Consider the following 23,738-nt stretch of genomic DNA (forward strand, 5'->3'; position numbering starts at 1 on the left):
CTTGGCCAGGGCGCCGGCCAGGGTCGGCGCGCGGCGCTCCTGCAGGATCACGCCGCGGGCGCCGAAGGCCGCGGCGGAGCGCAGGATGGCGCCCACGTTCTGCGGGTCGGCCACCTGGTCCAGCAGCACCAGCACGCCCTGCGCCGGCTCCGCCAGCTCCTCCAGGCTCACGGGCTCCAGCGGGTCGGCCAGCAGGGCCAAGCCCTGGTGCACGGCGCCTGCAGGCAGCATGCGCCCGATCTCGTTCGCCTCCAGCCGCTCGATCCGCAGGCCCTTCGCGCCGAAGCCGGCCTCCAGGTGGGTGGCCTTGCCGGGCGCGGACAGCAGCCGGCGCAGTCCCGTCCGGCGCGGGTTGGCCACCGCGGCGTCCACCGCGTGGCGGCCCCAGATCCACTCCGGCCCCCCCGCCTGCTCCTCGCGCCGAGGGCCGCCGGCGCCGCCTCGGGACGGTCCGCTTCGGGGCGCTCTGCGGTCGTTGCCTTTGGGGAACGGGGCCACTATAAGACGCCCTCCGTTTCGGGGAGCCCGGACGGGCCGCCTTCTCGTCCTCCGTTATAGCGGTGAGGGCGGGGCAGGCGAGCCCGCTTGGCCTTCCCTGGTTCGGCCCTGGGGGAATGTCCCGAGCGGCAAAGGGGGCGGACTGTAAATCCGCTGGCTACGCCTTCGTAGGTTCGAGTCCTACTTCCCCCACCACCCTTTCCTGGTTTTCCATGGAGTGAGACGTACGGCCCCGGGTGACCGGGGCGTCTGGCGGGACCGAGGACGGGCCGTGCGGCGTGGCGCGGCTCACGGGGTGCAACGGCCAAACGCCACGCAGGCGATCTTCCGGTTCACGTCAGTGCTGCAGTCGCCGCCCTGCTTGGCGCCGTTGCGCCAGAATTCGACGCCAGCGACGTGGTTGTTCAGCGCGATCTGACGCACCGTCTGCGCATCCTGCAAGCTGGTTCCGCTCAGCTCGAAGACGATCAGGGCCTTTGCAAGCGAGCCCCCCAGCAGCTGCGCTTGGCTGCTGTAGGACGCACTTATATTTCCTTGTCGGTTCCGTCCCCACAGCAGCAGGGTGACCTGATCGAAATTCTGGGCGACAGCCGATATGTTGGCGCGGCTCAGGCCGGTATTTCGCTGGGTGGGCGCATCGAGGGGATTTGTGTAGAGTATCACCTTTCGACCGGAAGACCGCACCAGGCTGGCGTAACGGTTGAGGAAGGTCGTGCTCTCCGCCTCAGGCCGGCCGTCCTGAACCTCGTAGTCCAGCACGACCCCGTCGCCCGATGGCAGCGTCTGGTTGGGCACGATGCATACGTCGGTGGTCTCGGCCTGGCCCGGAACGGCGTTCACGATCCTCAGGCGACCATCGGCGGCATAGCGGGCGGCCTGGTCCTTCAGACCCAGGACGACCGCCGTCTGCGCAAGTGTACAGGCGTCGGCCGAGTTGGGGGACGAGAAATCGACCGCCACCGTCCTGGTCATGCCCGTCACGCCGGGAGCGATGTTCCCCTTCTCCGTGCGCCGTGGACCGTGGTTGGCCCATTGCCAGTAGTATTGCGGAATGGCCGAGCGGTTTGGCGTCAGCGCATCCAGCTGCATCGTGGCGATGGCCGAGGCTGGGTAGAACGCGTAGCCCGCCTGACCATCCTTCGGCGGCGGCGCATTCTCCAGGATCGGGATCGACGGTCGCTCGTTCGGCCCGAAGCAGGCGCCACCCTGCTGTGCGAACGCCGGATAGGCGCAAACCGCGAAGGTAGACGCGAGAGCGGCGATCCTTCGAACGAACCTGATCATCCTGACCTCCATGATGAGCGGGGTGTCGACTATGCAGGAGCAGCGCCCACCTCCACCCCGATCGCCTCGTGGGAACGCAGACTGAACGCGGCATCAGCGACTAGGCTTCACCCCGTGCCGATCTGAGTCAAGCGCCCGGGCGCCTGGACGGGCGTCGCATTCATGACCCTTCGCCGCGTCCAAGCCAGGCTGCGACATGGCCGACCAATATGACCACAAGTTGATCTTTCTGGTTCGGTGCAAGATCGCGGCCATCGCCGCCATGAGCTTATATTCGCCACACAACAACCTAGGGCGCTGTCCAGACTAGGACGCTGCCCCGCTAAGACGTAGAATGGCCACGATCATCAAGGGGCGGCGCTTCTGACACATGATGTCGCACGATCCAGGCCAATGTTCCCCTTCCGCATCCATGGCTTTCCGTTAAGAGAGGCTGGATTGAGATGATCTGGCCATCCAGCACCAAACCGATCAACCGGAGGCACAAACGTGGATGAAGCCTCACCCGACTCACTCGATCCGGTCGACACCTTCGAGTCCAGGGTCGCTTCGGCCCAACGCCCGGCCGCCGCGGCGCCGGCGGCCTCGCCCCTGCCGAAGCCGCGTGTGCGGCCGTCGGGCGAGGAGCCCGTTTCTGCCCCGCTGGATGACGAAGGCGCCTTTCGTCCTTTCCGCTCAGCTCGAGGCGAGCCGGAGATCCCAGCACGCCCTGCAGCTGAGCGCATCGACGCGCCTCGCGCCGAAGCTCCGCCGCCGCTGGAGGCGCGGAGCGGCCGGGGAGGCAAGCTCGAGCTAGCGTCGCCGGGCGCCCGGCGTGCTGTCCTGCCCCTGCCGGGTCAGGAGGACGAGCCGTCCCTCTTCAACAAGGTCTGGTTCGTCATGGCCCTGGCGGCCCCTATCGTGCTGGGGGCGATCTATTTCTTCCTCATCGCCGCCGACCAGTATGTGTGCGAGTTCCATTTCAGCGTCCGCCTGCCTCTGGCTCAGCAGACGTCCTCCACGTCGAACAGCCTGTCGGCCCTTTTCGGCGGCAACCCGACGCCTGGAAGCGACCTGCTCGATAACTTCGTGGTCACCGATTATGTCAGCAGCGAGCAGGCTGCCCGCGACCTGAACGATCGCCTTGATCTGCGTAAGATGTTCAGCGAGCCGGTCCATGATCCTTTGGCCCGCTTCGATCCGCATCAGCCGGTGGAGAAGCTCACGCGCTATTGGAAGCGCATGGTCTACTCGAACTATGACCCGGCCACGGGCCTCGCCATCGTCCGGGTCCGCGCCTTCACGCCTGAGGACAGCTACCGCATCACCGAGACCCTGGTCTCTTTGTCGAACGATCTTGTCAACAATATCGGGGTAAAGTCACAGCTCGACAGCCTGCGGTACGCCCAGACGGAGGTCGATCGGACCCAGAAGCAGGTGGAGGGCATCCGCGCCCAGCTTGCAAGCCTGCGGCTCAAGCAGGGGGTGATTGATCCCAGCAACAACAGCGTGGTCGCCGGAAACGCGACCCTCGCCACCACCTTGCGAGCCAATCTGGCCCAGCTCCAGACCGAGATCACCACTCTGACGGCCCAGCTCCACAACCCCAGCGCCCCGCAGATCGAGGTGCTTCGCCAGCAGTTGGCCGCGACCCGCAGCCAGCTCGCCGCCACCGGGGCTGAGGTGGCCCACAACGCAGGCGGCCAGGCCAGCCTGACCTCCACCGTCGGTCTGTTCGAAGCGACCAACACGCGCCTGCAGGACGCTGCCCAGGTTCTTCAGAATAACATCAACAACCTGTCCGCGGCCCAGAGCGCGGCGGACTCGCAGCGGCTTTACATCACCACCTATGTCCGCCCCACCATGCCGCAGAGTTCGACCTATCCGAACCGCGTGTCCAGCTTCGCCATCCTCGTGCTGGTCGCGGGCATGATCTGGCTGGTCGGCCTGCTGATCGCCAACTCAGTCATGACGCACGCCGAATGAGCCTGCTCCTGCCCTCCGCCAAGGCTGGCGGCCGCCCCGTGTCGTCCAACCGCACGGCCAGCAATGCGATCTTGTACCAGTACCGCGTTCTAGTGGCCCTGTTCTTCAGGGAAGCGCAGGTGCGCAGGGGCGCCGCGTTCGCGCTCGGCTACATGGCGGCCGGCCTTGAGCCGATCATCATCGTCGTAGCGATCAGCCTGCTGTTCACGGCCCTGGGGCGTCAGCCGGGCTATGGCATCAGCCTGTTGGTCTTCATCGGAACGGGCGTCTTCCCGATCTACCTGTTCATCCACACCTCGATGCGCCTGCGGGAGCCGTTTGCGAACGAGGGACAGGGGCGGCTGCCTATCGAGGGCACTTTGGACCACGTCTTCGTCCACGCGCTCCTGCACCTGCTGGCGACAGCCGTCGTCACCACCGGGTTCTTCGCCTTCCTCTATCTCGTCCTCGGTCAGAAGGAGGCCTTGCCCTTCGATCTTGCGGAGGCCCTGGAGGCTTTGGGGGCCATCTTCATATTCGGGGTCGCCATGGGCATGGTAAATTCGGTCATCGCCCGGTTGCTGCCGATCTGGAACAGCATCTGGCCCGGCGTCGCGCGGGCTGCCATCCACTTCTCAGGCATGTACTTCATTGCAGACTTTCTTACCCCAGACATCCGGCGTTACTTCGCCTTTAATCCCATCCTGCACGGCGTGAACTGGTTTCGGACTGCGTTCTATCCAACCTACCCCACCAACATCGATAACCATGTCTATATAGTGCTATCCAGTGGGGTCGCCATAACGATTGCTCTTCTCCTGGAGAGGATATTCAGAGAAAAGCTGACGAATGGAGAATAGATGATCCTGATCAAAGGGATGATGAAGGACTACAAGCTTGGAACCGCTCGCCGTGTCGTTTTCAAGAATGTAGACGTCAACATACCGACGGATCGGCGGGTGGCCGTCTTCGGCGCCGCAGAGAGCGGCAAGACGGTGCTGATCCGCCTGCTGTGCGGCCTGGAGATCCCCACCGAGGGTGAGATCGTACGGTACGCCCGGGTCTCCTTCCCCGTGGGATACACGCGTGCGCTCAAGTTCAACCTCTCGGCGCGTCAGAACATCGCGTTCGTCTCCAAGGTCTACGGAGCGGATGAGGCGGAGATCGCCGAGTTCATCGAGCGGGTGACCGGGCTGGGCGTGCTCCTCAACGAGCCCATGCGCAAGCTGACGATGAACGACCGCTCGACGTTCTGCTACGCCATGGGCTACGCCATGCCCTTCGATACCTATCTGTTCGACAACGCCGTCGTCTACGGTACGCCGGACTTCCGTCGGCGCTGCATGGCCATGTTCGAAGAGCGGGCGCGCAATTCGGGCATCATCCTGGCGACCAAGCATACCAAGTTCGCCTCACGCTGCTGCGACTGCGGCGTGGTGATCAGAGGGAGGAGCGCGGAGTTCTTCGACACCATCTCGGAGGCGGTCGCGGCCTTTGAGCAGGACGAGCAGGCCCGCCACGCAAACCTCGAGTTCGCCGCGCTCGAAGACGAGCTCGCACGAGACGAGGTCACCGAGGACGAGCGGTGAAGTCTACGGCGCGGTCCAGCGCGCCCGGGGCACGGGCGCACATTCACGCCTGACGAGGGAGATGTAGCGCGGTCGAGCCGCGGGATGGGTGGGCGCGCGAGTTCCAGCGCGTCTTCGGGTCCGATCGCCGTCCAGGGTCTTGGCCCTAAGGTGACACTAGTGAAGGACGCAGCTAACGTGAAAAGCCAGAGGCGCACCTAGTAAGGTCGGAGAGCGGCATTGCCTATTACAACCCTTACGTCTGCGCAGGCGTTCAGCAACACCCGCGCCAACGTCGCGAACGCCTGGCCGCCGAGGGGCGCCGGTGAAAACCGTGTCGAGCCCTTGTGCAAGCCGCGCTTTCGGCCGAGTTTCACCTTGGAGAAGGGGGAAAGCGTCTTCACCATCGGGTCCTGCTTCGCCAGGAACGTGGAGACCCGGCTGGAAGCCGCCGGCTTCTACGTGCCCATGCGGCAGCTGGAGATCGTCAGCGAATATGTCGGGTCGAACGAAGACAATCCCAATATCTTCAACAACTACGGCGCGCCCTCGATCTTGAACGAGCTGCAGTGGGCCTTGGGTGAGCGCGACTTCGACCCGGAGACCTGCCTGCTTGAGGTGACGCCGGGAAAGTTCTGCGACCTCCACCTGACGCGACTGCTGAAGGCCGTGCCTGTGGACGAAGCCCTCGCCCGGCGCAACCGCATCAAGGCGGCGATGGCCAAGGTCCGCGACTGCAGGATCATCATCATCACACTTGGCCTTGTGGAAGTCTGGTATGACAACCATTCGCAGAGCTATCTCAACATACCTCCACCCAAGATGGCGGCGGCCAAGTATCCGGACCGCTTTGTCATCCACGTGATGCAGTACAATGATATCCTGGACTGCCTCAACGAGACGCTGGCGCTCATCGGCCGGCATAACGCAAACGACTTCAAGGTGGTGCTGACCGTTTCCCCCGTGCCTCTGGCCCTGACCTTCACCGACCAGGATGTGATCGTCGCGAACACCTACTCGAAATCGGTGCTCAGAGCCGTTTCGCAGGAGTTGGCCGACCGACACGCCAATGTCGACTACTTTCCCTCCTATGAGAGCATTGTTCTGTCGGACCGCAAAGAGGCCTGGCAGGACGACCAGCGCCATCCCACCCAAAGTATAATTTCGGAGAACGTCAACCGGATGGTGGCGGCCTACATGGGCGGAGACGACCTTGACGCCCTGACGGGCGATGCGTCGGCCCTGTACAAGCAGGGCCGCTTCGTCGAAGCGGCGGCCGAATACGAGAAGATCCTCGCCCAGGCGCCCGGGCGGGCTGACGCCAGGCTCGGCTTGGCCAAGGCCTTGCTGGGCCAGCGCCAGGGACGCGAGGCCGTCAGGCTGACCAAGCCGATCGTGACGCGCAACCCCGAGGACGCGGACGCCACGATCGTCTTGGCTCATGCTTACCGCCTCATGGGCAAGACCGAAGCCCATCAAGAGCTTTACAGCCGCCTCGTCGGCTTTGGTTCGGCGGCGAGCCTTCGCGAGGCCGTGCTCGACAGCTTCGAGGCGGGCGACATGGATCGCGTGGAGGAGGCGTGCGCCATGTTCCAGGCCAAGGCTCCGCGGCACCCCTTCCCCTTGGAGTACCGGGCGCGGGTCAAGATCGCGCAGGGCGATCTTCATGCGGCCGAGGTGCTCATCTTGGAGGCGCTGGGCTTCAATCAGGCCATCGCCGGTCTGTACGCGCTTCTCGGCGACGTTCAGCGCAAGCTCGGCAAGCGGGAAGACGCCGGTGACGCGTTCACCCGCGCTCTCGCCATTAACCCGAAGACCAGCCTTGCCATTCGTGGACTCCGTGACCTGGGTATGACGAGCAGCCATGCGAACTGATGTCTTGAATGCGCACCGGGCGGCCGTGCTCGGCTGTCTCGCCATGTTCCTCTCGGCCTGCGCGGAGTTGCCCACGGTCGGCCCCTCCGCCGAGCGCGTCCTGGACAAGAAGGAGACCGCCGCTCAGAAGGGCTATGAGGTGGTTCCGGTCTCGCCGGAGGTCATGGCGGTGCTCGGCCTGGCGCGCGCCCGCGGCCTCGGCGAGGCCTTCTCGGGCGGGGCGCCGCCGGTCCAGACCCTTGCTGCGGGCGACATCGTCCAGGTCACCCTCTACGAGGTCGGGGGCGGTCTCTTCTCGGCGCCCGCCTTGCCTTCCGCCGTACCCGGCGTCACCTCCTCCGCCACTCCGGCGACCGGTACGTTGGTCGTCCCGAACCAGGTGGTGGACGGCTCAGGGTCCATCACGGTCCCCTTTGCGGGTGAGGTCGCAGCCGATGGGCATACGCCCCGTGAGGTCCAGGCCGAAATCCGCGACGCCCTTCGCGGCAAGGCCAACGACGCTCAGGCGGTGGTGAGCGTAATCCAGACGGTTGGCCACGCCGTGACGGTGACCGGCGACGTCAATCATCCCGGCCTGCTGCCCCTGGCGGTCAGGGGCACGCGCCTGCTCGACGCCCTGGCGCTTGCGGGCGGCACGACGGCGCCCGCCACCGACATGGTCGTCCAGATCACGCGCGGTGAGCTGACCCGCAGGGCCCGCCTGATCTCGGTCGTGGAAACGCCTTCGGAGAACGTGTTCCTGAAGGCAGACGATGTCGTCGTGCTCGATCGGGAGCCGCAGAGCGTCGTCGTACTCGGGGCGGCGAACCACAATGCGCAGGTGCCGTTCGGCAAGGCGGACCTGACGCTGGCGGAGGTGCTCGGCAACGGTGGCGGCCTGACCGACATCCAATCCGATCCGAAAGGCGTGTTCGTGTTCCGTTACGAGCCGGCGGCGACGCTTCGGGCCCTTCACGTGCCGCCGGGCGATGGGCCGAACCCCCCGGGCGCCGTCCCTGTGATCTACCAAGTCAACCTGGATGACCCCAAAGGCTTCTTCATCGCACAATCCTTCAAGATGCAGGATCGCGACCTGGTGTACGTCGCTGACGCCAGGGCTGTTCAGCTGGACAAGCTCGTCCGGATCTTCAGCGCAGTGGCGTCCATCTTCAACCGCTCTTCGGTGGTCAGCAACTAGGCGCAGGGTCACCTGCATGAGGCCTCCGTCGTCCAGCGGCCCGCGCGTGGCTGAGGCTGGACGGCGGAGTAGTGGTGCGACGAAGGCGGCTGCGATCGCCGGAGGTCGGCGGCGCTTCAACGTCTGACCGAGGCGGTCGGGGTGGACTATTAGATTTTCTTCCTTGATCGCGCCCGTCATCCTCGAGCCTTAGAGCCGCGGTGCGGGGCCAGACATGACGATCGCTTCAGTCGAGCGGGCCAGCATCCTGTCGCCCGTTCGCGCGCGTCGCAGGCGCTCCGCCATCCCTGGCTTCGGCCTGACCCTTGGGCTGTCGATCACGGCGCTGTGCATCGTGGTGCTGATCCCCCTGTCGGCCATCGCGATCCGCGCCGCGGGCATGGGGGTGTCGGCGTTCGCCGCCGCGGCCTTCTCCGCCCGGGCCCTTCATGCCTACGGCCTGTCCTTCGTGGCGTCGCTCATAGGGGCGAGCGTGAACGCGGTGTTCGGCCTGCTCACCGCCTGGGCGCTGGTGCGCTACCGCTTTCCCGGCCGCGCCATCCTGAACGCCCTGGTCGACCTGCCCTTCGCCCTGCCGACCGCAGTGGCGGGCGTGGCCCTGGCCGGCCTCTACAGCTCCAACGGCTGGATTGGCGGAGCGCTGGCGCCATTGGGGATCAAGACGGCCTACAACCAGACCGGCGTGGTCATCGCCCTCACCTTCGTGGGGCTGCCCTTCGTGGTGCGCACCGTTGAGCCGGTGCTGCGGGACCTGGCGATCGATGTTGAGGAAGCGTCGGCCAGCCTTGGCGCCGACCGGCTGCAGACCTTCGCCAGGGTGATCCTGCCCGCGCTCGCACCCGCCTGGATCACCGGCTTCACCCTGGCCTTCGCGCGGGCCGTGGGCGAGTACGGCTCGGTGATCTTCATCGCCGGCAACATGCCTTACAAGACCGAGATCGCGCCGCTCCTGATCACCATAGAGCTGGAGCAGTTCGACTACGGTTCGGCCTCGGCGATCGCGGCCGTCATGCTGGCGGTGGCCTTCGCCATGCTGCTGGCCATCAATCTCATCCAGACCTGGGCGAGGCGGTTCTCGTGAGCACCGCCAAGCTGCGCAGCGCAGCCGACGATCCCGCCTGGGTCAAGGCCGCCGTCATCGGGGTGGCGGTCCTGTTCGTGGCCGCGATGCTGGTGGCGCCGCTCGCGACCGTGTTCACCCAGGCCCTGGCCAAGGGGCTGGGCGCCTCGCTCCAGGCCCTGCACGATCCGGACGCGCTGGCCGCCATCCGGCTGACCCTGACCACAGCCGCGCTGGCGGTGCCGATCAACGCCGCCTTCGGCCTCTGCGCCAGCTGGGCCATCGCCAAGCATGAGTTCGCGGGCAAGAGCCTGCTGATCACCCTGATCGACCTGCCCTTTTCGGTCTCCCCGGTGGTGGCGGGACTGTCCTACGTGCTGGTGTTCGGGCTGCAGGGTTGGCTCGGGCCCTGGCTGGAGGCGCGGGGCATCAAGATCATCTTCGCCACGCCGGGCATCGTGCTGGCGACGGTGTTCGTCACCTTTCCCTTCATCGCTCGCGAGCTGATCCCGCTGATGCAGGCGCAGGGAACGGATGAGGAGGAGGCCGCCGTCTCGCTGGGCGCCTCGGGCCTGACCACCTTCTTCCGGGTGACCGCGCCGAACATCCGCTGGGGGCTGCTCTACGGGGTGCTGCTCTGCAACGCCCGCGCCATGGGCGAGTTCGGAGCGGTGTCGGTCGTGTCCGGCCATATCCGGGGGGTGACCGACACCATGCCGCTGCACGTGGAGATCCTCTACAACGAGTACGACTTCGTCGGCGCCTTCTCGGTGGCGGCCCTGCTGTGCCTGCTGGCCGTGGTCACCCTGGGTCTCAAGGCCCTGCTGGAGCGTCTGCAGCCCCAGACCGGCGAGCGTGGACATTGAGCGACCGACCCGTAAGCAGCCGTAAAGGCCAAGCGGGCTTGGCCCGCGATCTCGTCCGTCCCGCGATCGCGGTCGGCCTCGACGGCGTGCGCAAGCGCTTCGGCCGGTTCGCCGCCCTGGATGGGGTGGACCTGGAGATCGAGCCGGGCGAGCTGCTGGCTCTGCTGGGCCCCTCGGGCTCGGGCAAGACCACGCTGCTGCGCATCCTGGCCGGCCTGGACTTCCCCGACAGCGGCCAGGTGCGCTTCGACAGGCGCGACGTGACCTTCGCCCACGCGGCCCAGCGAGGCGTCGGCTTCGTGTTCCAGCAGTACGCCCTGTTCCGCCACATGAGCGTGGCCAGGAACATCGCCTTCGGGCTGGACGTGAAGCGCCGCCGCGACCGCCCCACCGCCGCGGAGCGCAAGGTGCGCGTCGACGCCCTGCTCAACCTCGTGGAGCTGCAGGGGCTCGGCGGCCGCTATCCCTCCCAGCTTTCCGGCGGCCAGCGTCAGCGCGTGGCCCTGGCCCGCGCCCTCGCGGTCGAGCCGCAGATCCTGCTGCTGGACGAGCCGTTCGGCGCCCTGGACGCGGCGGTGCGCAAGAGCCTGCGCCGGGAACTCCGCCGCATCCACGACGCCACCGGCCTCACCACCGTCTTCGTCACCCACGACCAGGAGGAGGCGCTGGACTTGGCCGACCGCATCGCCATCCTGAACCGGGGTTGCATCGAGCAGCTCGGCCGGCCTCTCGATGTGCTGGACCGCCCCGCCTCAGCCTTCGTCGCGGGCTTCGTCGGCCAGGCTAACCGTATCGCAGGCCAGGTCCGGCAAGGCCGCTTCCATGTCGCCGGCGCGGACCTGGCCGCACCGGGCGTGGCTGACGGCGCCGCTCTGGCGTTCGTGCGGCCCGATCAGTTCAGGCCCGTCGCTGACGGTGAGGCGGGCCTGGAGGCTCGCCTCGAAAGGGTGATCCCGCGCGGGCCGGCCCTGTGGCTGGACTGCGTGGCCCCCGACGGCCAGGTGCTGGAAGCCGCGGTCTCCCGCGCCGACGCCGCCAAGCTGCCGGCCGCAGGCTCTTCAATCAGGCTCGCCCTTACCGGCGGGCATGTGTTTCCGGAAAACTGACCCGAAGGATGACCGGCCTTCTCACTCCCCCCCTCGATGGGGAGGGCAGGGGTGGGGGCTCGCGTCGCTGTGACCCGAATAGATCTGCAGGCGCGCTTGCAGAGCCCCTCGGCACACGTCCTGCCCTCACCCGCATCCCCGACCCTTCCTCATCGAGGAGGGAAGGAGAGCCAGATGCGATAGCCTTGTCCTAAGGGAAGGGAGGTTTTCGAGCCTCTGCTGCTCCCCCCGCTCCTCAATGCGGCTTGTAGATGCGGTCGAACACGCCGCCGTTGGCGAACTGCGCCGTCTCCACCTTGGGCCAACCGCCGAAGTCGGCGATCTGGACCATGGGCACCTTGGCGAAGCGCGAGCCGGCCTTCGCCAGCACGGCCTGGTCACGCGGCCGGTAGTAGTTGGCCGCGATGATCTCCTGGCCCTTCTTCGTGTAGAGCCCTCGCAGATAGGCCTCCGCCACCGCCCGGGTGCCGCGCTGGGCGACCACCTTGTCCACCCAGGAGACCGGCGGCTCGGCCAGGATGGAGAGGGAGGGGATGACGATCTCGAACTGGCCGGGCCCCATCTCGGTCTGGGCCAGGAAGGCCTCGTTCTCCCACGCCAGCAGCACGTCGCCGAGCCCGCGCTGGGCGAAGGTGATGGTGGAGCCCCGCGCGCCGGTATCCAGCACCGGCACGTTGGCGAACAGCTTGCCGAGGTACTGCACCGCCGCCGCGTCGCCGCCGTGGCGGGCGGCGGCGGCATAGGCCGCCATGTAGTTCCAGCGCGCGCCGCTGGAGGTCTTGGGGTTGGGGGTGATCACCTGGATGCCCGGCCGGATCAGGTCGGCCCAGTCGCGGATGTGCTTGGGATTGCCGCGGCGCACCAGGAACACGATGGTGGAGGTGTAGGGCGTGGAGTTCTGCGGCAGTCGGGACTGCCAGTCCGGGGCGATCAGCCCGGCCTTCTTCGAGATCGCGTCGATGTCGGCGGAGATGCCGAGCGTCACCACGTCCGCCTGCAGCCCGTTGATCACTGACAGCGCCTGCTTGCCGGAGCCGCCGTGGCTCTGGTTGACGGTGACGTCCTGGCCCGTCTTGCGCTTCCAGTCGGCGGCGAAGACCGCGTTGTAGGCCTTGTAGAGCTCTCGCGTGGGATCGTAGCTGACGTTCAGCAGGGTGACCGGCCCGGTGGCCGCCTGGGCGGCGGGGACGAACGCCAAGCCGCCCAGCAGGGCGCCGCCCTGAAGGAGTGAGCGGCGAGAAAGGTCGTGCGACATGGAAGTCCCCCGGAATGCCGGCGGAAGGTCGGCCAGCCGGACCGCTTCCTGCAACCTAATTCGGTTGGCTCGCCGATGAGATTTGCTGAGGTGGCGGCCACAGATCGATGCGGCCGCTGCAGCTGCGTCCCTCCGCCGATCCGCTTTCAGGGATGCTCACGCCGACCTCACGTAAAGCTGATGGATCGATCGCGGGCGAGGGCGGCTAGGACAGGCGACGGCTCGCGAGCCAGGAGCTGTCGTGACGAGACCCCACCCATCCAGCCTAGCCGACCGGCCGTCCCGCGCGGCTCCACCTCGCTGAACATGCCGTCACGCCTCTCGGACGAGCTCACCGTCGCCATTGTGGGCGCGGGCTTCAGCGGCCTGCTGACGGCGCTCAACCTGCTCCGTGAGCGCGAGGGTCCGCGCGTGCGCCTGATCGAGCGGCGTTCCTTCGGCCGCGGCGCGGCCTATGCCACGCGCAGCCAGGAGCACCTGCTGAACGTGCGCGCAGCCAATATGAGCGCCTTTCCCGAGCGGCCCCGCCACTTCACCGACTGGCTCGCCACGCAGGGGCAGGTCGAGGAAGACGCGACCTTCGTCACCCGGGCTCGCTACGGCGGCTATCTCCAGGCCATGCTGCGCGAGGCGGCCGAGGCCAGCGAGGCGGGGCGGCTGATCCTGGAATCGGACGCCGCGGTAGAACTGCGCCCCGGTGGCCGGGGCTGGACCGTGACGCTCGCCATGGGCCGGAGCTTTCCCGCGGATGCCGCGGTCCTGGCCGTCGGCAACCTGCCTCCGCACCTGCCGCCCGGCGTGGACGCCGCGACGGCGGAGAGCCCGGCCTATTTCGGCGATCCCTGGTCGGCAGACTTCAGCGCCCTGCCGGAGGAGGGCTGCGTGGTGGTGATCGGGACCGGGTTGACCATGGTGGACCTGGCCTTGCGCCTGACCCTCGAGCGACCGGGGCTGACCATGCTGGCCCTGTCCCGCCGCGGACTGCAGCCGAGGCGCCATCTCGCTCACGGGCCGGCGCCGGAGCCCTTTGCGCCCGAGCCGGGCGAGACGCCGCTCAGCCTGCTGCGCCGCCTGCGCGCCGGTGCGGACGTCACCGACTGGCGCGCCCTGATCGACGGCCTGCGTCCGCATGTCCAGGCGGTGTGGCGGAGCTGGAGCCTGGAGGCGCGGGGCCGGTTCCTGCGCCACCTTCGGCCGTGGTGGGACATCCATCGTCACCGGCTCGCCCCTGCGGTGGCCTCCAAGCTCGACCACCTGAGCGGTTCGGGCGCCCTGGCCATCGCGGCCGGGCGGATCGCCTCGGTACGGGCGGAGGGCGGCGGGCTGCAGGTCGTCTGGACGCCGCGCGGCGCTCGCGAGCCGCAGGCGCTGGCGGCGGTGGGCGTGGTCAACTGCACCGGGCCGAACGGCGATCTCACGCGGGTGGCCGATCCGCTGCTCGCAGGCCTGGTGGGGCAAGGCCTGGTCCGGGCCGACGCCTGCCGGCTCGGTCTGGACGTGGGCGCGGACGGGCGGCTGATCGGCCGTGACGGCGTGTCCGAGCTCGACCTCTACGCGGTAGGGCCGATCACCCGGGGCGCCTTCTGGGAGATCACCTCGGTGCCCGACATCCGCATCCAGGCGGCCCAGTGCGCCGCCGCCATCCTCGAGCGCGCCCGCGCGCGCCTCGCCAGCTGAGGGAGCCCGTCATGCACCTCGCCCGCTTCCCCCGCCGCCGCGACACCTCCGAGCTGACCGCCATCGAGCGGCTGGGGCGCCTCAGCGCCCATCTCGGCGAACCCGAGATCAGCGCGACGAGCCGGCCGACCCTGGCCGCCGCGGTGCGCGCGCGCGCGCAAGGCAGATGCAATGGCCTCATGCGAAGGGCCGCCCCAGCCTTGGCCGAGGCGGCCCCGCATCGTCGTCGCTAGGGATGAAGCGGCGACCAGAACCTAAAAGCGCGAAGCCGTCAGGCGGACACCTCGGTGTTGAGGCTCCAGGTCAGCACTTGCGACCGTAGCTGGAGACAATGAGACACTGGGTCACCTCCTTTCGACTGTTGAACAGGGAAGTCGAGGATAGGCGCCGCGAAGCGGTTTGAAAAGGGCCTCCATGCGCGCGGCCGTCCGCGGCTAGCTGCGACCTATGCTGGAGTAGTCGAAGCCCTTCGCGCGGAGGTCGGCGGGCTGATAGACGTTGCGCAAGTCCACCATCACCGGTCGCCTCAACACCGTCTTCAGCCGGTCCAGATCGAGGGCGCGGAACTGGTCCCACTCGGTGACGATGACGACCGCGTCCGCCCCCTCCGCCGCCTCGTAGGCGTTGGCGGCGAAGGCGACATCGCTGAGTAGCCGGCCCGCCTCGTGCATCCCCTCGGGATCGAAGGCGCGCACCTTCGCGCCCCCGGCCTGCAGCGCCGGGACTATGGCCAGCGAGGCGGCGTCGCGCATGTCGTCAGTGTTGGGCTTGAAGGTCAGGCCGAGCAGGGCGACCGTCTTGCCGGCCGCCTCGCCGCCGAGAGCGGCTATGATCTTTCCGGCCATTTTCAGCTTGCGCGCGTCGTTCACCTCGACCGTGGCTTCCACCAGCCGCGCCGGCGACCCGGCGTCCGCCGCCGTGCGCACCAGGGCCAGGGTGTCCTTGGGGAAGCAGGACCCGCCGTAACCCGGTCCGGCGTGCAGGAACTTGCCGCCGATGCGCTTGTCCAGGCCGATGCCTCGGGAGACCTGCTGCACGTCCGCGCCCAGCGCCTCGCACAGGTCCGCCATCTCGTTGATGAAGGTGATCTTGAGCGCCAGGAAGGCGTTGGCGGCGTACTTGATCAGCTCCGATGTGCGCCGGGCGGTGAACAGGATGGGGGTCTCGTTCAGGAACAGCGGGCGGTAGAGCTCGCGCATCAGGCCCTGGGCGCGCTCGTCGAGAGTGCCGACCACCACCCGGTCGGGGCGCTTGAAATCCTCGATGGCCGCACCCTCGCGCAGGAACTCGGGGTTGGAGACCACGGCCACATCGGCGCCGGGCCGCACCCGCTGGAAGATGGCCTCGATCTCGTCGCCGGTGCCCACCGGCACGGTCGACTTGGTGACCACCACGGTGAAGCCGTCCACCAGGCCCGCCACCTCCTCCGCCGCCGCATAGACATAGGACAGGTCGGCATAGCCGTCGCCCCGGCGCGACGGGGTGCCCACGGCGATGAACACCGCGTCCGCAGTCCGCACCGCCTCATTTGCGTCTGTGGCGAAGGACAGCCGCCCCTCTCGCACGTTGGAAGCCACAAGCTGCTCCAGCCCCGGCTCGAAGATGGGGATCTCACCCTGTTCCAGGCGAGCGATCTTGCCTGGGTCTTTGTCAATGCAGGTAACCACGTGGCCGAAATCCGCGAAGCAGGCCCCTGACACCAGGCCGACATAGCCGGCGCCGATCATGGCCACACGCATCTGGACTGTCCTTGTACCGTTCTGGTGGGGAGGCCGGTGCGACGGGACGCCCGCGCCGCGGTCTCTTAGAGCGTCGCCGCCGCCACGTCACGTGCGCGGCCCTGCTTAAGCAGCTCGTCGAAATAGGCGATGGTCTTGGCCAGTCCCTCGCGCAGCTGCACGCCGGGGCTCCAGGCCAGCACCTCGGCGGCCAGGCTGATGTCGGGGCGGCGCTGCTTCGGATCGTCCTGAGGCAAGGGGCGATGCACCAGCTTGGAGCGGGTGCCGGTCATCGCGATCACCTGCTCGGCCAACTGGCGGATGGTGAACTCGCCGGGATTGCCGAGGTTCACCGGACCGGTGACCTCGTCCCCCGTCGCCATCAGCCGCACGAAGCCCTCGATCAGGTCGTCCACGTAGCAGAAGCTGCGGGTCTGATCGCCTTCGCCGAAGATGGTGATGTCCTTGCCCTGCAGGGCCTGGACGATGAAGCTCGACACCACCCGCCCGTCATTGGGGTGCATGCGCGGGCCGTAGGTGTTGAAGATGCGAGCCACCTTGACGCGCAGCCTGTGCTGGCGGTGATAGTCGAAGAACAGCGTCTCCGCGCAGCGCTTGCCCTCGTCGTAGCAGGAGCGCGGCCCGATCGGGTTCACGTTGCCCCAGTAGCCCTCCGGCTGGGGGTGCACCGCCGGGTCGCCGTAGCACTCGCTGGTGGAGGCTTGGAACACCTTGGCCTTCACCCGCTTGGCCAGGCCCAGCATGTTGATGGCGCCGACTACGCTGGTCTTGGTCGTCTGCACCGGATCGCGCTGGTAGTGGATGGGAGAGGCGGGGCAGGCCAGGTTGTAGATCTCGTCCACCTCCACATAGAGGGGGAAGGACACGTCGTGACGGATCAGCTCGAAGTGCGGATGGCCCTTCAGGTGGGCCACGTTGGCGTGGGCGCCCGTGTAGAAGTTGTCTGCGCAGATCACGTGTGCGCCCGAGCCCAGCAGCCGCTCGCACAGGTGGGAGCCGAGGAAGCCGGCGCCGCCGGTGATTAAAATACGCTTCTCTAGGTGCATGGCCTCACGTCTTTCCGGCATGGCTCAAGCTAGACGTCGCGGCTTTCGAAACCCTTACTCTGCACGAGGCGGAGCTCTTCCTAACGTTGTCAGATGGCGGCGGCTAGATCATCCAGCCAGGCAGGATGACACACGTCCAAGGCGCCGTAAGGCTGCCCGCGTCCATCACAGAGTTGATAGTACCAGGGCCGATAAGCGGTCTCCTCTCCGATACGAGACGTCAACTCGATCACCTTCGTCTGGCGGGGACTGAACACGAGATTGGTCAGCGCCGCCCCATGCGGCCCGAGGATCACCTCGGCCTCAGTCGCCGCCTTGACCTGGTCTTCAAAGGACATGTTGAAGAGGTCGAGCGCTTCGAACCCCCTGCGATCAAGAAGGGTGTCGAGTTCGACCTGCATGGCTGGAGGCAGTCTCTGATCGTGAGCGCCTCGGCGCGATAGATAGATGCGGCGGTGCGGTGCGCATTTCGGTGTCGCAACCCGGGCGGCCACTTGATCGAAAAGATCGTAAAGTGTCGATAGGCCCGCAATGTCGGTGGGCGCTGTCGGCCTCGTCCAGAGCACGTGCAGCTTCTGAACCCGATGGATTCCTGGAGCCAGGAACCGCCGCGGGCGGTGGGCCAGGACGGCTTCCATCGACGCCTCGGCGACGGCGGCCCGGATGCGGCCGGGGCCGTCCGGAATGGCGCGGATGTCCGGGAGCAGGATTTCCGCCTGCGGGGGCGCCACGTCGGCGCATAGACATGCGCGCGCCAGTCCGTTCATCAGCCAGTGGTAGTAATTGTATGAAGCACCATCCACGCCGACGACGCCATGTTCGATGACCTCTGCATGGAGGTGTCGCGAGAGTTCGAGCGGCCTGGTCATCTGTCCGAGCTGGGTGAAGGCGCAGAGTTCAGCAACGAGCTCGGCGCCGGCGGTAAGGACCGCCCCGTCATCGCCCTCGCCCATGACCACGAAGGCGTTGTCGAAGGTGTGGAGTCGTGGTCGAGCACCCGTCTCCTCGCCCGCACCACCGGCGACCAAGCTGGTCAGATCGACGGAGGATGGACCTAATCCAAGGGGCGCAGTCCGTGGACCTTTGAGCTTGGGCACAGGAACGTAACGTCCGGGCCGCCAGGACAGCGCGGTGGTACCTGAAACCCACATGTCTGAACCCGACGTCCTTGGTCCTCAGACGCATTTGCGCGCGGCTGCTTAGGCGCCCGACTCCTGGAGGTCAAGTCGGCCTCTGTGCGCGGCGGCAGCCCGGCCCGTACCAAATCAGGGCTCGTGGTCGGGGAGCCCCGCACCAAGCGCAGTTCGGCCCACGCTTTGCGGGCTCGAGACCGCGATCGAGGAACCGAATGGCTGGCCGGTTGTGTCCGACGCGGACGAGATCGCGCGCGCTGGCGTGTTCGTCAGCATCGCTCCAGACGGAACGCTGCGGATCGATCGCGGCTACGTCCGACCGGAGGACGAGCTGTCGGTGGAGCCAGAGCCGGAGGCGGGGTCGAGGCCGGAGAGCACCTGGTGTCGACTGCCGCGGAAGACCCCGACAGCGACAATGCGGCCCATCAGCCCGCTACCGCCGAGCCGGAGGAGGACGAGGTTCTGCGCCCGATCCCGGATCGGCTGCTGACGGAGCTGACCGCGCACCGTACGCTGGCGCTTAATCCCCCGCTCGGCCAAGTCCGCGGTCAGGCCTCGAAAGGTGACCGGACCCGAGGCGACACGCTCGCGCAGCTATTGGGCGCACTCGCCCGAGAGGGTGCGGGGCTTGTGGCCGCCGGTCCGGGCCGGAGCCAAAGAGCCTGTCTCCCGCTCATGCCGCGCCCATTTGGATAAGCACGAGGCGCTGATCCGCAGGGCCGCAGTGATCTGGCGGTGCGTCTCGCCAGCGGCCTTCCGCGCCCGCGCCCGGGACCGAAGATCAACCGAGTATGGACCGCCATTCCTGCCGGCCTCCGCCCAGCATGAAGGCTGAGTCAGATTACTACTGATCCGGCAATCCCGATTCCATCAAAAGGGGACATGCTCTAGATGTTTAATCCCGGGCTTTAATGGTGAACCTTTCTCGCTGGAGTGGAGGGAAGCGTCATTGGCCAGGTACTTCATGGGAGCGCCACAACAACTGAGGCGGTCCGTCGAACGATACAGCATAGTCAGGAGAGCTTGAGGGTCCTGGCTCGCCGCCATGAGATCAACCAGAGGACCGTCGCCAAGTGGAAGAAGCGGACCTCGACGGCGGACCTGCCGACGGGTCCCAAGCGGCGAAGTCGACGGTGCTCACGGTGCGCAGGAGGCAGTCATCGTCGCCTTCCGCCGTCACACCCGAGCGGACGCTGGATGACTGTCTCTACGCCCATCGGCCAACAATACCAGGTCTCACCCGCTCATCATTGCACCGGTGTCTGCAGCGGCACGGCATATTGCGGCTGCCGAGCGTCGAAGGCGAGAAGATCGCCAGGGATAAGATCAAGACCTACCCGCTTGGCTACTTCCAGGTCGATATGGCCGAGGTCCGCACAGAGGAGGGTAAGCTTCACCTCTTCGTGGCCGTTGACCGTACGACCAAGTTTGCCTTCCTCGAGCTGCACCCCCAGGGCCTCTGGGGACTTCCTGCGCCACCTGGTCGCAGCGTTCCCCTACAAGATGCATACAGTGCTCACCGACAATGGCCTCCATTTCACCACGTCGGGCGCCGGCGGTTCGACCGTGTGTGAGCTGCGGCTAACAGACGTCTCGAGCCTCCCCAGCGCCGGATATCTATGTGTCAGCTGTCTGAGGACGACTACCATCAACCCCTAGAACGTCACGTTCGCCTAGCCATAGAAGCCATAGTCCCCGACGGCTAGCGGGGCTGAGCCGAGATAGTGGATCACCAGCTCCGCCTGATAGGATCCGTCTGTGATCTGGTAGAGGTGGGCGGTGGGATCGTTGGGCAGATTCGACTGATAGGTCAGGGTGGCGGCCGGAGAAAAGCCTTGCAGGCGAAGGACATCTTCGCCCGGATGATAGCCATCACCCGCACCGCTGAAGTCGGTGATGGTGTCGTAGAGGCCCGCGTTATTGGCGGGATCGGCGATCATACCCTTGATGAGCGTGAAGGTGTTGGCGCCGCCGGCACCGGTCACCACGTCCACGCCGCTCCCGAAAGTTATGGTGTCCTTGCCCGCACCGGCGACAAGCGTTGTCGCGCCGGACCCCAGCCTGTAGCTGCTGGCTCCGTCGCCGCCGATGATGATGTCGCTGCCCGACCCCGCGACATAAAGGTGCGCCAGTGTGTCGCCTGAGAAGTCAACGGTCTCGTTGGCGCTGCTTTTTGCGTCGTTGATGTAGATCGGCGTCAACCCACTGACCTGGACGGTGGCCACACCGGTGGACATGACGTGGTCACTGTTGGTCGCCGTATAAGTGAAGGACGCGGAGCCATCGAAGTCCGTCGCCGGTGTGAAAACGATCTGTCCCTGCGACAGCGCGACCGTGCCGTGCTCGGCTCGGCCGACCGACGTTAGAGTCAAGGTCTCGCCACCCGGGTCGCTGACGGCAGCGAGGATCGCCGCGACGCTTAAGTCCAATGCCGTTCCATATGCGTCCATGAACGCTTGGAGAGGGGTGACGGGAGTGTCCGCAGCGGCGCCGGCCGTTGGAATGAACAGCCCACTGTCAGTAATCGGGCTTGTAAGAGCCAAGTGAGCGCTGCTCTCAGATATTTGGGCCAGGATGTTGGCCAAGGGGACACCCGATGCGAGCTGGCTATCCCAGTAGGCGACGCCTTGGCCGTCATTGGGATGGAGCAGCGCCTCCTTGTAGAACCACGAGATCTGCTGCACTTGGCTCATGCCAGCCGTATCAGTCTGATATTCAGCACTCGACATGATCAGAGTGGCCACGCCGTTGATGTCAAGCCCATTGGCGAAGGGGCTGGTCCAGTCGTGCGGAGAAGCCGGCACAGCCGCGACCAGCGCCGCCAGCTCTGCTTCAGTCGGGGCCCGCCCGAGCGCCGTGTCGAAGAGGCGGTAGACCTGCGCCGCGGAACTCGTCATTCCGTAACCTTCGAAGGTCAGTACGCCGTCGCTGAACTGAATGTTCTCTATGCTGGACAGAGTGTCCACCGCGCCTGTAGCGGTGTTTGTGATCGTGCCGATCCCATGGACCACGGCTATGGTGTAGGCGCTCACCGGACCGGCAAGGACGACCGTGTCATTTCCATCGCCACCTTGAAGAAGACTGCTTCCCGCGCCCACTACCAGCGTGTCATTGCCGGCTCCCCCCGCCAGGGTGTCCGCGCCGGGACCGCCGACGATGTAGTCGTTGCCGAAAGAGCCCTCAAGGAAGTCATTGCCCGTGTTTGCGATCAGCGTGCTGTCTGTCGCGTTTGCGAAACCGCTCAGATTGGCGGACCCCGTGAGGACCAGGGTTTGGACGTTATCGGGAAGAAGGTAGTCGATGCTGGCGTAAGCCGTGTTGTTCGAGCCGCCGGCTTGTTCCTGGACGATCTGGTAGATGTTGGTAATGGTGAAGATGTCGTTGCTGCCAGTCCCGACGATCGTCTGACCGTACTGAAAAGCATGAATGTAGTCGATCTGCAGATCGGCATCGAGCGTACCGACCGGGCTAAGTCCGCCGGCGCCGATCGCCAGATCCGCTAGCATGTACATTGGACGATGCATGTCAGCCGGAGTGGCGACCTGGAAGGTCTCCACACCATCGACGTACCAAGTGATGTAGTCTGGCTCCCAGTCCACGGCATAGGTGTGGAACTCGGACGTCGTGTCGCCGACGTAGTCGTCAATGTGCTCGGAGGTATGCAGGAGCGTGGATGAGCCAGTTTGATTGGTATGGACCGTTTGGGTCACAAGGTTGCTGCTTAGGCCATAACTCTCAAAGACGTCGATTTCAGCGGGAGCGACGTTGTCGGTAGGATAAAGCCAGAACGCCGGCCAAGCACTACGCTCGGCTGGCAGCTTGGCGCTGATCTCAAAAACTCCATAAAGCTGAGAGTGTGAAAACTTGGAGGTAATGACCCCGGAAGTATAATTATATCCATAGAGCGAGCTCTTGAGGTCGGCCGGCGTGTCGCGCGCCGAAATAGTCAGAACGCCGTTGTTTATGGAGAATGGGTTTATGCCGACCGTGGAGTCAACGAAGATTTGCTGGTTGCCCTGGTTGGTAAATGTTCGTGAGGTTGGGCCCACGGAGGTGGACAGAACCGTCCGCCAGGTTCCGCTCGTTCCATTGTACTGGCTGAACGCGTTGAATTCGTCGTCGAAGGTTTGTACCAGCCCGCTGCGATTGAGTTCAAGCTGGAAGCGATCCGCCGTCAGGCTCGACTCCTGAACGTTCTTCAGGCCGAGGAGTTGACCGTTCGGAAGTTGGATCAGCACGTCCGAACCGACCTGGGTCATCGCCGCCTGAACCTGGGCGAAGGACGTGAACCCGTAGCCTTGCAGTCGGATTTTGCTGGAGCCCAGCCCGAAATCGGTGATGACGTCAGAGCCGTTGTCCGCCGCCCTTAGAACGAAGACATCCGCCCCCCCCCCGCCGGTCAGGATGTTCTCGCCGCCACCGCCGTCGATCGTCTGGTTGCCCTTGTCGCCCGTGATAATGTTGTTCAGGCTGTTGCCGATGCCGGCCATGCTGCCCGTGCCGGCCGGCCCGCTCCCGATCAGCATCAGGTTCTGCACGTTGTCGGGAAGCACGAAGGTCCCGGTCGACACCACGGTATCTACGCCGCCGCCGCCCGGCGGCACGATCACGGTGTCGGTCTCGCCTCTGACGAAAAAGGTGTCGTCCCCCGTCCCACCGATCAGGATGTCGTCGCCACCGCTTCGAACCCCATAGTCCCCGCTGGGCAGGGTGACCGTCGAATTGGCGGCTGCCACGATGCCTTTCTTGTACGGGCGACTGGTGGGCAGGGTCAGCGCAAGGAACGCGTCCCAGGTGTCGTTGTCCGGCATGTGCTCTCCGACGCGGGAGTAGGCGCTTGCCCGCAGTCTGCGTCATAACAAGCTAGTTAACAAAATCAAATGCCCTGGCCAACCAATCCGATTCAGAGTTGCAATGCTCGGGAAATATGCAGCGCGCTTGACCCAAGTGCCGGCGGTGTACGCGAAGCTGACAGTCAGTCGTACCACGACGCAGCGTGAAAGGCACGGTGAAGGTTATCGGAGAAGACGACGATCGCAGGTGATCATACTCGACGCCGGCTAGGCGTGTCTGGTCGCGGCGACTGAGACCATTTGCGCCGTGGGACAACCTATCCTGTTAGTCGGGGTGACGACGGTCCGCTTGCGAGTCATGACCGACCGAGTGGTGGAGGCCGTCCACCAGCGGGGTCTCGAAGGGTTCCGAGAGCGGTTTTCGCCCACAGCATCTGTGTTCAGCCCTTTTGGAGTTTCAAGATGGCGTGCCACATCTGCCAACGCAGACCCGGAACTTTTGCGATGAAACGATCAATCTGGACGGCAGCGTCATTGGCGGCTTCCCAAACTAGCGTCCCTCGGAGCGGCACCACCCCCGGGTTATGGGCCGATGGAACTGCCAGTTCGCCTTTTCGAAGACGGTCTCGGAATCGTCTAATCCTACTGAGTGAGAAAGCCGCGACCGAGTTAGCTGAGGATTTTGGTAGGCTGACCGACTCGTTGGTCAGTTGAGAG

The 23,738-nt window shown here is 65.9% G+C and carries 19 protein-coding genes, 1 tRNA gene and 1 pseudogene; 12 read left to right on the plus strand and 9 right to left on the minus strand.

What is annotated here, in order from left to right:
* Window positions 1-498 (minus strand): RNA methyltransferase (locus HUV06_RS05495; protein WP_305793636.1); only part of this gene is annotated, 498 nt, incomplete at its 3' end.
* A gap of 110 nt (window positions 499-608) precedes the next feature.
* Between HUV06_RS05495 and HUV06_RS05500 the strand changes: the two genes are divergently transcribed.
* A tRNA-Tyr gene (locus HUV06_RS05500) sits at window positions 609-693 on the plus strand.
* A 93-nt stretch (window positions 694-786) separates the two neighbouring features.
* On the opposite strand, the gene HUV06_RS05505 is transcribed toward HUV06_RS05500, so the two are convergent.
* Window positions 787-1,782 carry a hypothetical protein gene (locus HUV06_RS05505; protein ID WP_174300270.1) on the minus strand — a complete coding sequence of 332 codons (996 nt, stop codon included), beginning with the start codon at window positions 1,780-1,782 and terminating at the stop codon, window positions 787-789.
* Between the two features lie 489 nt (window positions 1,783-2,271).
* Between HUV06_RS05505 and HUV06_RS05510 the strand changes: the two genes are divergently transcribed.
* The 8 genes from HUV06_RS05510 to HUV06_RS05545 all read left to right on the plus strand — a co-directional run bounded on the left by HUV06_RS05510 (window position 2,272) and on the right by HUV06_RS05545 (window position 11,378).
* A complete protein-coding gene (locus HUV06_RS05510; protein WP_174300271.1) occupies window positions 2,272-3,747 on the plus strand; it encodes a hypothetical protein in 1,476 nt (491 codons plus the stop codon).
* Window positions 3,744-4,586: an ABC transporter permease gene (locus HUV06_RS05515; RefSeq protein ID WP_174300272.1), complete on the plus strand. Its 843-nt coding sequence runs from the start codon at window positions 3,744-3,746 to the stop codon at window positions 4,584-4,586. Before HUV06_RS05510 ends, HUV06_RS05515 begins: the two co-directional genes overlap by 4 nt.
* Window positions 4,587-5,315: an ATP-binding cassette domain-containing protein gene (locus tag HUV06_RS05520; protein WP_174300273.1), complete on the plus strand. Its 729-nt coding sequence runs from the start codon at window positions 4,587-4,589 to the stop codon at window positions 5,313-5,315.
* Window positions 5,316-5,672: 357 nt separating this feature from the next.
* Window positions 5,673-7,169 carry a GSCFA domain-containing protein gene (locus HUV06_RS05525; protein WP_174300274.1) on the plus strand — a complete coding sequence of 499 codons (1,497 nt, stop codon included), beginning with the start codon at window positions 5,673-5,675 and terminating at the stop codon, window positions 7,167-7,169.
* Window positions 7,159-8,346 (plus strand): polysaccharide biosynthesis/export family protein, encoded by a 1,188-nt coding sequence (locus HUV06_RS05530; protein ID WP_174300275.1) that lies wholly within the window; start codon window positions 7,159-7,161, stop codon window positions 8,344-8,346. Before HUV06_RS05525 ends, HUV06_RS05530 begins: the two co-directional genes overlap by 11 nt.
* 214 nt (window positions 8,347-8,560) lie before the next feature.
* Entirely contained in the window at window positions 8,561-9,427 is an 867-nt protein-coding gene (gene cysT / locus HUV06_RS05535) for a sulfate ABC transporter permease subunit CysT (protein ID WP_174300276.1), read from the plus strand.
* Window positions 9,424-10,272 (plus strand): sulfate ABC transporter permease subunit CysW, encoded by an 849-nt coding sequence (gene cysW / locus HUV06_RS05540; protein WP_371810998.1) that lies wholly within the window; start codon window positions 9,424-9,426, stop codon window positions 10,270-10,272. Before cysT ends, cysW begins: the two co-directional genes overlap by 4 nt.
* 65 nt (window positions 10,273-10,337) lie before the next feature.
* Window positions 10,338-11,378 carry a sulfate/molybdate ABC transporter ATP-binding protein gene (locus tag HUV06_RS05545; RefSeq protein WP_174300286.1) on the plus strand — a complete coding sequence of 347 codons (1,041 nt, stop codon included), beginning with the start codon at window positions 10,338-10,340 and terminating at the stop codon, window positions 11,376-11,378.
* A 235-nt stretch (window positions 11,379-11,613) separates the two neighbouring features.
* Here HUV06_RS05545 and HUV06_RS05550 read toward each other — a convergent pair whose 3' ends face one another.
* A complete protein-coding gene (locus tag HUV06_RS05550) occupies window positions 11,614-12,633 on the minus strand; it encodes a sulfate ABC transporter substrate-binding protein (protein WP_174300277.1) in 1,020 nt (339 codons plus the stop codon).
* Between the two features lie 306 nt (window positions 12,634-12,939).
* Here HUV06_RS05550 and HUV06_RS05555 point away from each other — a divergent pair, with 306 nt between their 5' ends.
* On the plus strand, window positions 12,940-14,310 hold the full coding sequence (locus HUV06_RS05555; protein WP_174300278.1) for an FAD/NAD(P)-binding protein: 1,371 nt from the start codon (window positions 12,940-12,942) through the stop codon (window positions 14,308-14,310).
* A gap of 11 nt (window positions 14,311-14,321) precedes the next feature.
* Window positions 14,322-14,543 carry a hypothetical protein gene (locus HUV06_RS05560; protein ID WP_174300279.1) on the plus strand — a complete coding sequence of 74 codons (222 nt, stop codon included), beginning with the start codon at window positions 14,322-14,324 and terminating at the stop codon, window positions 14,541-14,543.
* A gap of 201 nt (window positions 14,544-14,744) precedes the next feature.
* Here HUV06_RS05560 and HUV06_RS05570 read toward each other — a convergent pair whose 3' ends face one another.
* From HUV06_RS05570 to HUV06_RS16610, 4 genes are all read right to left on the minus strand, one after another.
* Window positions 14,745-16,049, minus strand: coding sequence for a UDP-glucose/GDP-mannose dehydrogenase family protein (locus tag HUV06_RS05570; RefSeq protein WP_174300280.1), 1,305 nt, complete (start codon window positions 16,047-16,049; stop codon window positions 14,745-14,747).
* Between the two features lie 65 nt (window positions 16,050-16,114).
* A complete protein-coding gene (locus tag HUV06_RS05575) occupies window positions 16,115-17,095 on the minus strand; it encodes a UDP-glucuronic acid decarboxylase family protein (protein WP_174300281.1) in 981 nt (326 codons plus the stop codon).
* Between the two features lie 89 nt (window positions 17,096-17,184).
* Entirely contained in the window at window positions 17,185-18,123 is a 939-nt protein-coding gene (locus HUV06_RS05580) for a DUF563 domain-containing protein (RefSeq protein WP_174300282.1), read from the minus strand.
* Between the two features lie 699 nt (window positions 18,124-18,822).
* Window positions 18,823-19,080 (minus strand): hypothetical protein, encoded by a 258-nt coding sequence (locus tag HUV06_RS16610; RefSeq protein ID WP_174300288.1) that lies wholly within the window; start codon window positions 19,078-19,080, stop codon window positions 18,823-18,825.
* A 96-nt stretch (window positions 19,081-19,176) separates the two neighbouring features.
* Between HUV06_RS16610 and HUV06_RS16220 the strand changes: the two are divergent.
* Window positions 19,177-19,770, plus strand: a pseudogene (locus tag HUV06_RS16220) (IS481 family transposase); the annotation flags it as partial.
* A gap of 131 nt (window positions 19,771-19,901) precedes the next feature.
* On the opposite strand, the gene HUV06_RS05595 reads toward HUV06_RS16220, so the two are convergent.
* Both HUV06_RS05595 and HUV06_RS15980 read right to left on the minus strand, forming a co-directional pair.
* Entirely contained in the window at window positions 19,902-23,039 is a 3,138-nt protein-coding gene (locus tag HUV06_RS05595) for a family 16 glycosylhydrolase (RefSeq protein ID WP_174300284.1), read from the minus strand.
* Between the two features lie 422 nt (window positions 23,040-23,461).
* On the minus strand, window positions 23,462-23,738 hold a 277-nt coding region (locus tag HUV06_RS15980; protein WP_217433652.1), incomplete at its 5' end, for a hypothetical protein.

Source organism: Caulobacter sp. S45, from assembly GCF_903642205.1.
Taxonomy (GTDB): domain Bacteria; phylum Pseudomonadota; class Alphaproteobacteria; order Caulobacterales; family Caulobacteraceae; genus CAHJWH01.

Bases quoted from the DNA above. Each gene is read 5' to 3' on its own strand.
- HUV06_RS05505 (WP_174300270.1), bottom strand. From the start codon at position 1,782: ATGATCAGGTTCGTTCGAAGGATCGCCGCTCTCGCGTCTACCTTCGCG.
- HUV06_RS05515 (WP_174300272.1), top strand. From the start codon at position 3,744: ATGAGCCTGCTCCTGCCCTCCGCCAAGGCTGGCGGCCGCCCCGTGTCG.
- HUV06_RS05520 (WP_174300273.1), top strand. From the start codon at position 4,587: ATGATCCTGATCAAAGGGATGATGAAGGACTACAAGCTTGGAACCGCT.
- HUV06_RS05530 (WP_174300275.1), top strand. From the start codon at position 7,159: ATGCGAACTGATGTCTTGAATGCGCACCGGGCGGCCGTGCTCGGCTGT.
- cysT (WP_174300276.1), top strand. From the start codon at position 8,561: ATGACGATCGCTTCAGTCGAGCGGGCCAGCATCCTGTCGCCCGTTCGC.
- HUV06_RS05550 (WP_174300277.1), bottom strand. From the start codon at position 12,633: ATGTCGCACGACCTTTCTCGCCGCTCACTCCTTCAGGGCGGCGCCCTG.
- HUV06_RS05555 (WP_174300278.1), top strand. From the start codon at position 12,940: ATGCCGTCACGCCTCTCGGACGAGCTCACCGTCGCCATTGTGGGCGCG.
- HUV06_RS05560 (WP_174300279.1), top strand. From the start codon at position 14,322: ATGCACCTCGCCCGCTTCCCCCGCCGCCGCGACACCTCCGAGCTGACC.
- HUV06_RS05570 (WP_174300280.1), bottom strand. From the start codon at position 16,049: ATGCGTGTGGCCATGATCGGCGCCGGCTATGTCGGCCTGGTGTCAGGG.
- HUV06_RS05575 (WP_174300281.1), bottom strand. From the start codon at position 17,095: ATGCACCTAGAGAAGCGTATTTTAATCACCGGCGGCGCCGGCTTCCTC.
- HUV06_RS05595 (WP_174300284.1), bottom strand. From the start codon at position 23,039: ATGCCGGACAACGACACCTGGGACGCGTTCCTTGCGCTGACCCTGCCC.